This is a genomic window from Streptomyces globosus (assembly GCF_003325375.1).
GTDB lineage: Bacteria > Actinomycetota > Actinomycetes > Streptomycetales > Streptomycetaceae > Streptomyces > Streptomyces globosus_A.
Genome location: NZ_CP030862.1, coordinates 6,135,254 through 6,146,730, shown reverse-complemented (window position 1 = coordinate 6,146,730; position 11,477 = coordinate 6,135,254). Strand labels below are relative to the sequence as shown.

Here is an 11,477-nt window from a genome sequence, read left to right as displayed (position 1 = left end):
ATTACCCACAGCGTCTGGAGGCATCGCCATGTCAGGACCCCGCCCCGTACGGGCCGCGCGAGGCACCGAGCTCAGCACCCTGGGGTGGCAGCAGGAAGCCGCCCTCCGGATGCTGCAGAACAACCTCGACCCCGAGGTCGCGGAGCACCCCGACAAGCTCGTCGTGTACGGCGGCACCGGCAAGGCCGCCCGCGACTGGCGCTCCTTCGACGCCATGGTCCGCACCCTGCGCACCCTCAAGCAGGACGAGACGATGCTCGTCCAGTCCGGCCGCCCCGTCGGCGTCATGCAGACGCACGAGTGGGCGCCGCGCGTCCTCCTCGCCAACTCCAACCTCGTCGGCGACTGGGCCAACTGGGAGGAGTTCCGCCGCCTGGAGCAGCTGGGCCTGACCATGTACGGCCAGATGACCGCCGGGTCCTGGATCTACATCGGCACCCAGGGCATCCTCCAGGGCACGTACGAGACCTTCGCGGCCGTCGCCGCGAAGAAGTTCGGCGGCACCCTCGCCGGCACCATCACCCTCACCGCCGGCCTCGGCGGCATGGGCGGCGCCCAGCCGCTCGCCGTCACCATGAACGACGGCGTCGCGATCTGCATCGACTGCGACCCGCGCGCCATCGAGCGCCGCATCGAGCACCGCTACCTGGACGTCAAGGCCGACTCCCTCGCGCACGCCCTCCAGCTCGCCACCGAGGCCCGCGACCAGCGCAGGCCGCTCTCCATCGGCCTCCTCGGCAACGCCGCCGAGCTGCTCCCGCAGATGCTCGCCGAGGGCGCCCCCATCGACATCGTCACCGACCAGACCTCGGCGCACGACCCGCTCGCCTACCTGCCGACCGGCGTCGACTTCGACGACATGGCCTCCTACGCGGCCAAGGACCCGGCGGGCTTCACCACCCGCTCGCGCGAGTCGATGGCCAGGCACGTCGAGGCCATGGTCGGCTTCATGGACGCCGGAGCCGAGGTCTTCGACTACGGCAACTCCATCCGCGGCGAGGCCCGGCTCGCCGGCTACGACCGGGCGTTCGCCTTCCCCGGCTTCGTCCCCGCCTACATCCGCCCGCTGTTCTGCGAGGGCAAGGGCCCCTTCCGCTGGGCCGCCCTCTCCGGCGACGCCGCCGACATCGCCAAGACCGACAAGGCGATCCTCGACCTGTTCCCGGAGAACGAGTCCCTCGCCCGGTGGATCAAGATGGCCGGCGAGCGCGTCCACTTCCAGGGCCTGCCCGCCCGCATCTGCTGGCTCGGCTACGGCGAGCGCGACAAGGCCGGCGAGCGCTTCAACGACATGGTCGCGAGCGGCGAACTGGCCGCCCCGCTGGCCATCGGCCGCGACCACCTCGACTGCGGCTCCGTCGCCTCCCCGTACCGCGAGACCGAGGCCATGCTCGACGGCTCCGACGCCATCGCCGACTGGCCCCTGCTCAACGCCATGGTCAACGTCGCGTCCGGCGCCTCCTGGGTCTCCCTCCACCACGGCGGCGGCGTCGGCATGGGCCGCTCCATCCACGCCGGCCAGGTCACCGTCGCCGACGGCACCCCGCTGGCCGGCGAGAAGGTCCGCCGCGTCCTCACCAACGACCCCGGCATGGGCGTCATCCGGCACGTCGACGCCGGCTACGACATCGCCGAGTCCGTGGCCGACGCCAAGGGCGTGCGCGTCCCGATGCGCGAGGGCGACACCGGAGCCTCCGCGTGAGCCAGAGCTTCCACGCCATGTGGGCGTCGCTGCGGCCCCTCGGCCGCAGCGACGCCTCCGGCGGCTACCGCCGCTACGCCTGGACCGGAGCGGACGCCGACTGCCGGCTCTGGTTCCGGATGCAGGCCGAGGCCCGCCGCCTCGACGTCGAGACCGACCGCAACGGCAACCAGTGGGCCTGGCTCGGCGACCCCGCCGCCGGCGACGCCGTCGTCACCGGCTCCCACCTCGACTCCGTGCCCGACGGCGGCGCCTTCGACGGCCCCCTCGGCGTCGTCTCCGCCTTCGCCGCACTCGACGAGCTGCGCGCCCGCGGGGCCCGCTTCAGGCGGCCCCTCGCCATCGTCAACTTCGGCGACGAGGAAGGCGCCCGCTTCGGCCTCGCGTGCGTCGGCTCCCGCCTCACCTCCGGGCAGCTGACCAAGGAGAAGGCGTACGAGCTGCGCGACGCCGACGGGATCAGCCTGCCCCAGGCCATGGAGGCCGCCGGGTACGACCCCGACGCGATCGGGCCCGACCCCGAACGGCTCGCCCGTATCGGCGCCTTCGTCGAACTCCACGTCGAACAGGGCCGCGCCCTCGACCTGTCCGGCGACGCCGTCGGCATCGCCTCCGCCATCTGGCCGCACGGCCGCTGGCGGTTCGACTTCCGCGGCGAGGCCAACCACGCCGGCACCACCCGCCTCGTCGACCGGCACGACCCGATGCTCACCTACGCGGAGACCGTCCTGGCCGCCCGTACGGAGGCAGCGCTCGCCGGAGCCGTCGCCACCTTCGGCAAGGTCTCCGTCGAGCCGAACGGCGTCAACGCCATCCCCTCCCTCGTACGGGGCTGGCTCGACTCCCGCGCCGCCGACCAGGCCACCCTCGACACGGTGGTCACCGCCATCGAGAAGGCCGCCCGCGAGCGCGCCGACAAGGACGGCGTCGACCTCGCCGTCGTCCGCGAGTCCTTCACCCCGGTCGTCGAGTTCGAGCACGCCCTGCGCGACGAGATCAACCGGATCCTCGGCGGATCCGTGCCCGTCCTCGGCACCGGCGCCGGACACGACGCGGGAATCCTCTCCGCGTCCGTCCCCACCGCGATGCTGTTCGTGCGCAACCCCACGGGCGTCTCCCACTCCCCGCTGGAGTTCGCCCCCGAGGACGACTGCGTCGCCGGAGTCCTCGCCCTCGCCGACGTACTGGAAGGCCTGGCGTGTCACTGACCCTGCGCACGGTGAAGACGTACTGGCTGGAGCACGCCTGGCTCGGCACCCGTGTCGAGCCGGGCGTCGCCCTCGACGTGTCCGACGACGGGCGGATCGCCGCCCTGCGGACCGGGGCCGCCGCCCCGCCGCCCGGCGCGGAGGTCCTGCGCGGCCTGACCCTCCCCGGCCTCGCCAACGCCCACTCCCACGCCTTCCACCGGGCCCTGCGCGGCACCGTCCAGGTCGGCTCGGGCACCTTCTGGACCTGGCGCGACGTCATGTACAAGGTCGCCCACCGCCTCACCCCCGAGACGTACCACGACCTCGCCCGGGCCGTGTACGCGGAGATGGCGCTCGCCGGCATCACCAACGTCGGCGAGTTCCACTACCTCCACCACCAGGCGGACGGCACCCCGTACGCCGACCCCAACGCCATGGGCGAAGCCCTCATCGAGGCCGCCGCGGCCGCCGGCATCCGCATCACCCTCCTCGACACCGCCTACCTGTCCTCCGGCTTCGGGCAGGCCCCCACCGAGCACCAGCGCCGGTTCTCCGACGGCACCGCCGACGCCTGGGCCGAACGGGCCTCCGCGCTGGTGCCGCGCGGGCACGCCCTGATCGGCGCGGCCGTGCACTCCGTGCGCGCCGTCCCCGCCGACCAGCTGGGCACCGTCGCGCGCTGGGCCGAGGAGCGGCAGGCCCCGCTGCACGTCCACCTGTCCGAGCAGACCGCCGAGAACGACGCCTGCCTGGCCGCCCACGGCTGCACGCCCACCCGGCTGCTCGCCGACCACGGGGTGCTCGGGCCGCGCACCACCGGCGTCCACAACACCCACCTCACCGACGAGGACATCGCGCTCCTCGGCGGCACCGCGACGGGCACCTGCATGTGCCCCACCACCGAGCGGGACCTCGCCGACGGGATCGGGCCGGCGGTCCGCCTCCAGCAGGCGGGCAGCCCGCTGTCGCTGGGCAGCGACAGCCACGCCGTCATCGACCTGCTGGAGGAGGCGCGCGCCATGGAACTGGACGAGCGGCTCCGCAGCCGGACGCGGGGGCACTGGACCGCCGACGCGCTGCTCACTGCCGCCACCGCGGATGGTCACGCGGCGCTGGGCCTCCCCGACGCGGGCCGCCTGGAAACGGGCGCACTGGCCGACTTCACCACCATCGCCCTGGACAGCGTCCGCACGGCCGGCCCCCTGCCGCGGCTGGGCGCCGAGACGGCCGTCTTCGCGGCCTCGGCCGCGGATGTCCGCCACACGGTGGTCGGCGGCCGCCACATCGTCCGCGACGGCGCCCACACCCTGGTCCCCGACGTCCCGTCGGCCCTGTCCGCCTCCATCGCCGCAGTCCGCACCTGACCCCCACCCCACCCCGGCAACCGGACCCGCAGGGCTCCGCCCCACGCCCTGCGCCTTCCATCACCGGCGGGGCCGGCTCCGGCCCGCCGGGGCGGGCGTATCCAGCCCGCGCGGCGACTGAGCGCACGGGCGCGGAGCGCCCGGAACGGGGGGCGGGGCGGAGTCCGTGGGCTCGGCCCCGCCGGAGGTGCAGCGGCAGCGGGTCCGGGGCGGAGCCCCGGTTTCGGGAAGGGGCGGGGTGGGGGAAGGAAACCCCTGGAAGGAACCCATGAGCACTACAGTCATCGGCAATATCGGGAGCCTCGTCACCAACGACCCGGAATCGGGTGAGGGCCCCCTCGGCCTGGTCGAGAACGCAGCGGTCGTCGTCGAAGACGACCGCATCGCCTGGGTCGGCCCCACAGCCAAGGCCCCGCCGGCAGACACATCCTTCGACGCCCAGGGCCGCGCCCTGATCCCCGGCTTCGTCGACTCCCACTCCCACCTCGTCTTCGCAGGCGACCGGACGGCCGAGTTCAACGCCCGCATGTCGGGCCGCAGCTACACCGCGGGCGGCATCCGCACCACGGTCGCGGCGACCCGCGCCGCGTCCGACGCCGAGCTGGAGGCGAACCTGGTCCGCCACCTCGACGAGGCACGCCGGCAGGGCACGACCACCTTCGAGACCAAGTCCGGCTACGGCCTGACCGTCGCCGACGAGGCCCGCGCCCTGCGCATCGCCGCCGCGCACACGGAGGAGGTGACCTACCTCGGCGCGCACATCGTCTCCCCGGACTACGCCGAGGACCCGGCCGGGTACGTCGACCTCGTCACCGGCGAGATGCTCGCGGCGTGCGCCCCGTACGCGCGCTGGGTGGACGTCTTCTGCGAGAAGGGCGCCTTCGACGGCGACCAGGCGCGCGCGATCCTGACCGCCGGCGCGGCCGCCGGGCTGATCCCGCGCGTGCACGCCAACCAGCTCTCGTACGGTCCGGGCGTGCAGCTCGCCGTCGAACTGGGCGCGGCGTCCGCCGACCACTGCACGCACCTGACCGACGCCGACGTCGACGCCCTCGCCCAGGCCGCGGACACCACGGTGGCCACGCTCCTGCCGGGCGCCGAGTTCTCGACCCGCGCGCAGTGGCCGGACGCCCGCCGGCTGCTGGACGCGGGGGCGACGGTCGCGCTGTCCACGGACTGCAACCCGGGTTCCTCGTACACGAGCTCCATGCCGTTCTGTATCGCGCTCGCCGTGCGGGACATGGGGATGACGCCGGACGAGGCCCTCTGGTCGGCCACCGCCGGCGGCGCCCGCGCGCTGCGGCGTACGGACATCGGGGTCCTGGCGCCGGGCGCGCGCGCCGACCTGGCGCTGCTGGACGCCCCGAGCCATGTGCACCTGGCGTACCGGCCGGGCGTGCCGCTGGTCTCCGCGGTGTGGCAGCGGGGGGTGCGCGCGGCCTGAGCCGGCCGCGGCCGAACACCTCGTCCTTCGTCTTCCCCTTGCAGGGCCCCGGGCGTACCTTGAGCCCCGATCTGATGTGCCGTCAGAATCGGTTCGAGGGGAGGACGAAGGTGTCCCACCGCACACGCTCGGCGGCGGTCGCGTTGGCGCTGGCCGGGGCGGCGGTTCTGCCCGCCGCCGGCACGGCCCGTGCCGACGTCGTGGACGTCGCCTACGACTGCAAGACGCCCATCGGGGACAAGTCGGCCGTCTCGCCCATCGACATCAGGGCCGCCGCGGAGGGCGACGGCTACAAGCTGACGATGTCGTTCCGGAAGGGCGTCTCCTCCAGCCCGATCGAGCTCGGCAAGGGCGCGATGAACCCGAGCGCGGTCATCGTGGTCGGCGGCGCAGACCAGGGGCAGGTGGCGGTCTCCGGCCCGCCGAACCCCGAGGCGGCGCCCGCCAACACCCCCATCAAGATCACCGACTTGTCGGGCACCTACACCCCGAAGAAGACGGGCCGCGTCACCTTCACGGCGGGCGTGCTGACCATCAAGGCGATGGGGACGACCACCACCTGCACCCCCGGCAACAGCCCGAAGCCGTCGCTGGAGCTGGACGTCACCGCCGCGGCCGGCGCCGGGTCCGGGCCCGCCGACACCCTCCCGCAGACCGGGCCGGAGGACTCCGTCGCCGCGCTCGCCACCCTCGGCGGCACCGTGCTGCTGTCCGGCACCGCGGGGCTCCTCATGCTGAGCCGGCGCAGCCGCCGGGCCGCCCGGACCTGAGCGGAGCACCGGCCATGCCCGTGCCCCGCCCGCCGGCCGGCGCCACCCGCCGCCGCCCCCGCGGCCGGAGGGCCGCCTCCGCACTGCCGCTCCTCCTGCCGCTCCTGCCGCTGCTCGGCACGGCCCCCGCCCCCGCCGCGGACGGCCCCGGCTGGAGCGCCGCCCCCGAGCCGGGCGCGGCCGGAGGGACGCCCCGGCCCGCCTTCTACCTCGCCGGCGCCCCCGGAGCCGTACTGGAGGACCGGCTCGCCCTGACGAACGCCTCCGACCTGCCGCGCACCTTCGCCCTCCGGGGTGCCGAGGAGCCCGGCGGGGCGGGCGGGGCGGGCGCGTGGATCAGCTTCGGCGGGGCGGCCGCCGTCACCGTGCCGCCGCGGACCCGCGCGGCGGTCCCCTTCACGGTCACCGTTCCGCCGGCCGCGCTGCCCGGCGACCGCCGGGCCGCTGTCCTCGCCGCCGAGGCCGGCCGCGAGGAGGCCGTACGGGTCCACCTGCGCGTCGGCGGCCCGACCCTCGCCGCGCTGACCGTCGAGGATGTCGCCGTGCGCGGCCGCGGCGCCCGCACCGAGGTCGCGTACACCCTGGTCAACCGGGGGAACGTGCCCCTCGCGCCGCGGGTGTCGGTGCGCGCCGAGGGCCTGTTCGGGCCGCTGCCCGGCCGCCCGGAGCGGGCCCTGCCCGTGCAGGTGCCGCCGGGCGGGCGGCTGCGGCTGGCCGAGCCGTGGCCGAGCGCGCCCCGCCTCGGCGCCGCCGACCTCACGCTCACCGCCACCGCCCCGGGCGCCGCGCCGGCCGCCGCCACCGCGTCCGCCCGGTTCGCACCCGGCGTCGCCGTGCCCGGCCCGGGAGCCCTGCTCGCCCTCGGCGCGGCCGCCGCGGCCGCGGCGGCCTTCGCCCGCAGGCGGCGCGCCCGGCGCGGGCCGCCCGCTGCGGTACCCGGGGGCGGGGCCGGACCGGAGCCGGCCCCCGAGCCGGCGGGAGCACGCGCATGACCGGCGGGGCCGGGGCCCGCGCCGCCGCGGCCGCGCTCACGGCGTGCCTGTTCGCCACCGCGGCACCGGCCGCCGCCGCGGATGCACCGCCGGCCGCGCAGCTCTCGCTCCGGGAAGCCGCCCCGGGTACGCAGCTCACGGTGACCGGCACGGGCTGGCGGGCCGGAACGCTGGTGATGCTGCTGGTCTGCGGCCAGAACATGGTCGGCGGCACGAACAGCTGCGCGAACGCCGAGGGCGCGGCCGTCTCCGTCGGCGGCGACGGCCGCTTCACGGCGCGGCTGGCCGCGGCGGCCCCGCCCACACCGTGCCCGTGCATCGTCAACGTCACCTCGGTCGGCGGGGACGCCGCCACCGTCGCCCTCCCGCTGGTGCTCACCGGCCACCCGGTGGCCGAGCTGCCGCCCGAGCAGGGCGCGCCGCGCCTCGCCGTGCTGGGCCCGGCCCGGCTGGCGGGCGGCGACGGGATCCTGACCCGGTTCGGCGCGCCGCCCTCGCGCACCTTCACCGTCACCCTCGGGAACACCGGACCCGCGCCCGTCGCGGACCCGGTCTTCCGGCTGGGCACGGCCCGCGGCGTGCTCGCCCCGCAGTGGGAGGAGGTCCGCTGGAAGGGCGCCATCCCGCCCGGGGGCAGGGCGGAGGTCCGGCTGCCCGTCACGCTCGGGGCCGGCGCACACGGGACCCACACGGTCTCCCTCATGTACGGGGAGACGGTCCTGGCGGCCCGGCCGTGGGCGGTGTCCCGCCCGTACGGGGTGCTGGTGTTCTGGGCCCTGCTCCTGCTGGTGGTGCCCGCCGGCCTGTTCAGGGCCGGGATGGCCCTCGTCGACCGGGTCCGGCCGGCGCCCGCGCCGGAGGCACCCGCAGCGCAGGAGGCCCCGGAGGCGGCCGGGTCGGGGGAGGCCGCAGACCTGCCGTGGTTCACGGCACCGCAGACGTCCGCACCGTCAGCCGGCAGTCCGACGACGAAGGGACACCAGTGAGGACCCAACGGAGGGTGAGCGCGGCCGCGGCCGCGCTGCTGTTCGGCGGCGCGGCCGCGCTGCTGGGGGCGGGACCCGCCCAGGCGGCCGAGGTCTCGTACAAGGTGGAGTGCATTCCGCCCGCAGGCGGCGGCGGCCCGGTCCAGGGCACGACGACCGTCTCGGTGACGGCGCCCGCCGCCGCGAAGGTCGGCGACGAGGTCGAGGTGGTGTGGAGGACCGTCAAGGCGGCCTCGAACAACACCGACCTGATGGACCTCGGCAAGGACACCGTGAAGCCGACCGGCTGGGTGAGGCTCGGCGGGGCGCTCGCGGGCGAGGTGAAGCTGGAGGGTGAGCGGAAGAACCCGCCGATCCCCAAGAACGCGCCGATGGTGCTGTCCGACATGAAGGGGAGGGTGAAGCTGGCCAAGGCGGGGGAGGTGACGATCACCCCGGGCCGGTACGACGTGGACTTCAGCGGGTTCACCACGCGCTGCTCGCCCAAGGAGGCGGCCGCGGCCGCGGCGACGATCAAGGTGTCGGACGGCGGCGGTACGGCGAGCGGGGGCGGTACGGCGAGCGGCGGCGGTACGGCGTCCGGCGGCTCGGCGTCGGGAGGCACCACGGCGTCCGGGGGCACCGCGTCCGGCGGCACCGCGTCGGGCGGCGGCACCGCGTCCGGCGGCGCCACCGGTGGCGGCGGCGGGCAGACCGACTTCCCCGGCAAGCCCGTCGAGGTGGCCTTCGACTGCGGCGCCGTCGTCCCGGGCGGCGTCAAGACCCCGGTGACGGTCAGCGCGAAGAAGAACGGCGGCGGCTTCGACCTCACCGTGAAGACCGCCAAGGGGGCGATGGCCAGCCCCATGGCCCTCCCCGCGGGCGCCCTGAAGCCCTCGATGGACATCCGGCTCGGCGGCGCGGACACCGGCACGGTCCGGGTCTCCGGCCCGGCCAACGCGGAGCCGATCCCGGACAAGGCCCCGGTCAGCCTGAGCGACATGACCGGCACCTACAAGCCGGGGGCGACGGGCAAGGTGACGCTGACCCCGGACCGCCTGACGATCGACGTGACGATGAGCCCCGGCTCGACGCCGATCAACGTGCCCTGCAAGGCGGTCTCCAGCGGCGTGTCCCTGGAGCTGGACACCACCGCCCAGCCCGGCGGCTCCGGCTCCCCGGCCTCCGGCGGCTCCGCCTCCGCCGGGTCGGGCGGACCCGGCGGCCTCGCCGAGACCGGCGCGGGCGGCACGGGCGGCGTGCGGGCCCTCGCCGTGGCCGCCGCGACGGTGGTCCTGCTCGGCGCCGCGGTGTTCACCCTCACCCCCTGGCGCCGCCTGCGCGGCGGCACCCGCCGCTGACGGAGCCGGCGGAACGCGACGGCCCGGCACCCCTTCGGAGGGGTGCCGGGCCGTCGCCTCAGCCTGTGCGCGGGTGCGTCAGTGGACGTCGCCCATCAGCGCCCGGACCTTCTTGCGGTAGGCGTACACCGCCACACCGGCGAGGACCGCGGCGCTCGCCTGGATGCCGATGACGACCGTTCCGTTCAGGTCCACGCCGGCCAGCGACAGCAGGCCGGTGGTGCAGTCGCCCGCGGTGACCGCGAGGAACCAGACGCCCATCATCTGGGAGGCGTACTTCTGCGGGGCCATCTTCGTGGTGACGGAGAGGCCGACCGGGGAGAGGCACAGCTCGCCGATGGTCTGGATCATGTAGATCGAGACGAGCCACATCGGGGAGACCATGGTGCCGTCGCCGGCCATGTTCATCGGGACGATGAAGACGAAGAACGAGCCGCCGACCAGGACCAGGCCCATCGCGAACTTCACGATGGTGTTCGGCTCCTGGTTCTTGCGGGCCAGCCACAGCCACAGCCAGGCGAAGACCGGGGCCAGCGCCATCACGAACAGCGGGTTCAGCGACTGGTACCAGGTGGCCGAGAAGCCGAGGCCGAAGACGGTGTCGGCGGTCTTGGAGTCCGCGAACAGCGACAGCGTCGACCCGCCCTGGTCGTAGATCATCCAGAAGACGGCGGCGGCGACGAAGAACCAGATGTACGCAGTCATCCTCGACTGCTCGGTGGTGTTCAGGTCCTTGTCGCGCTTGATGCGGACCAGCACGGCCACCGGGATGACCAGACCGGCGAGGGTCAGCGGCACCAGCACCCAGTTCAGGGTGTACGCGCCCAGGGCGACCACGGCGCCGTAGAAGACGGCGATGGCGGCGGCGCCGAGGACGGCCTTGGTGATGACCGCCTTGCGCTCCTCGGCCGACAGCGGGTTCGGGACCTGGCTGCTCTTCGGGCTGAGGTGCTTGGTGCCGAGGAGGAACTGGGCGAGGCCGATGCCCATGCCGACGGCGGCGAGGGCGAAGCCCAGGTGCCAGTTGTATTCCTTGCCGACCGTGCCGACGACGAACGGGGCGACGAACGCGCCGAGGTTGATGCCGATGTAGAACAGCGTGAAGCCGCCGTCACGGCGCGGGTCCTCGGGGCCGTCGTAGAGGTGGCCGACCATCGTGGAGATGTTGGCCTTCAGCAGACCGGAGCCCACCGCGACGAGGAGCAGGCCGACGAAGAACATCGCCTGGCCGGGCAGGGCCAGCGACAGGTGACCCGTCATGATCACGAAGCCGGCGATGGCGACCGTCTTGCGCGCGCCCCAGACCCGGTCGCCGAACCATCCGCCCGGCATGGCCATCAGGTAGACCATGGAGACGTAGACGGAGTAGATGGCCGTCGTCGTGGCCGCGGTCATGGCCAGGCCGCCGCCCTGGCTTCCCGTGGCGGCGTCCGCGCCGCCCGAGACCAGGTAGTACACCAGCAGCGCCCGCATGCCGTAGTAGGAGAAGCGCTCCCACATCTCGGTCATGAAGAGAGTGGCCAGGCCACGGGGGTGGCCGAAGAAGGTCTTCTCGGCGGACGGGTCCACCGCGCCCTTCGTCAGGCTGGAAGCCATGGTCGATCCTTGCTTGCTCGGGACGCCCGGCTTCGTGAGCCGTCGGCGCCCGGTGGGGGGTGGCCGGAACCGGCAGCTGCTGTTCCGGCCCCC

9 protein-coding genes are annotated in these 11,477 nt (G+C 74.9%); 8 read left to right on the top strand and 1 reads right to left on the bottom strand.

Translation table 11 applies throughout. From position 1 onward, the window contains the following. Nucleotides 1-28: 28 nt before the first annotated feature. The 8 genes from hutU to C0216_RS33615 all read left to right on the top strand — a co-directional run bounded on the left by hutU (nt 29) and on the right by C0216_RS33615 (nt 9,788). A complete protein-coding gene (hutU, locus tag C0216_RS27270) occupies nt 29-1,702 on the top strand; it encodes a urocanate hydratase (RefSeq protein ID WP_114057816.1) in 1,674 nt (557 codons plus the stop codon). A 17-nt stretch (nt 1,703-1,719) separates the two neighbouring features. Continuing rightward, complete coding sequence (locus C0216_RS27265; RefSeq protein ID WP_114058952.1) at nt 1,720-2,910, top strand: allantoate amidohydrolase; 1,191 nt, start codon at nt 1,720-1,722, stop codon at nt 2,908-2,910. Next, entirely contained in the window at nt 2,901-4,256 is a 1,356-nt protein-coding gene (locus C0216_RS27260) for a formimidoylglutamate deiminase (RefSeq protein WP_174250471.1), read from the top strand. The genes C0216_RS27265 and C0216_RS27260 overlap by 10 nt, the downstream gene beginning before the upstream one ends. Nucleotides 4,257-4,524: 268 nt before the next feature. Then, the gene (gene hutI, locus C0216_RS27255) at nt 4,525-5,700 is read left to right on the top strand and encodes an imidazolonepropionase (protein WP_114057815.1); all 1,176 of its coding nucleotides are present in this window, start codon (nt 4,525-4,527) and stop codon (nt 5,698-5,700) included. 110 nt (nt 5,701-5,810) lie between these two features. After that, a complete protein-coding gene (locus C0216_RS27250; protein WP_114057814.1) occupies nt 5,811-6,470 on the top strand; it encodes an LPXTG cell wall anchor domain-containing protein in 660 nt (219 codons plus the stop codon). A 14-nt stretch (nt 6,471-6,484) separates the two neighbouring features. After that, nucleotides 6,485-7,462 carry a hypothetical protein gene (locus tag C0216_RS27245; protein ID WP_114057813.1) on the top strand — a complete coding sequence of 326 codons (978 nt, stop codon included), beginning with the start codon at nt 6,485-6,487 and terminating at the stop codon, nt 7,460-7,462. Continuing rightward, nucleotides 7,459-8,448 carry a neocarzinostatin apoprotein domain-containing protein gene (locus tag C0216_RS27240; protein ID WP_114057812.1) on the top strand — a complete coding sequence of 330 codons (990 nt, stop codon included), beginning with the start codon at nt 7,459-7,461 and terminating at the stop codon, nt 8,446-8,448. Before C0216_RS27245 ends, C0216_RS27240 begins: the two co-directional genes overlap by 4 nt. Nucleotides 8,449-8,462: 14 nt before the next feature. Beyond that, nucleotides 8,463-9,788, top strand: coding sequence for a hypothetical protein (locus C0216_RS33615; RefSeq protein WP_162793083.1), 1,326 nt, complete (start codon nt 8,463-8,465; stop codon nt 9,786-9,788). A gap of 78 nt (nt 9,789-9,866) precedes the next feature. On the opposite strand, the gene C0216_RS27230 is transcribed toward C0216_RS33615, so the two are convergent. Then, on the bottom strand, nt 9,867-11,384 hold the full coding sequence (locus C0216_RS27230) for a peptide MFS transporter (protein WP_114057810.1): 1,518 nt from the start codon (nt 11,382-11,384) through the stop codon (nt 9,867-9,869). Between the last annotated feature and the right edge of the window lie 93 nt (nt 11,385-11,477).

Bases quoted from the DNA above. Each gene is read 5' to 3' on its own strand.
- hutU (WP_114057816.1), top strand. From the start codon at position 29: ATGTCAGGACCCCGCCCCGTACGGGCCGCGCGAGGCACCGAGCTCAGC.
- C0216_RS27265 (WP_114058952.1), top strand. From the start codon at position 1,720: ATGTGGGCGTCGCTGCGGCCCCTCGGCCGCAGCGACGCCTCCGGCGGC.
- hutI (WP_114057815.1), top strand. From the start codon at position 4,525: ATGAGCACTACAGTCATCGGCAATATCGGGAGCCTCGTCACCAACGAC.
- C0216_RS27245 (WP_114057813.1), top strand. From the start codon at position 6,485: ATGCCCGTGCCCCGCCCGCCGGCCGGCGCCACCCGCCGCCGCCCCCGC.
- C0216_RS27240 (WP_114057812.1), top strand. From the start codon at position 7,459: ATGACCGGCGGGGCCGGGGCCCGCGCCGCCGCGGCCGCGCTCACGGCG.
- C0216_RS27230 (WP_114057810.1), bottom strand. From the start codon at position 11,384: ATGGCTTCCAGCCTGACGAAGGGCGCGGTGGACCCGTCCGCCGAGAAG.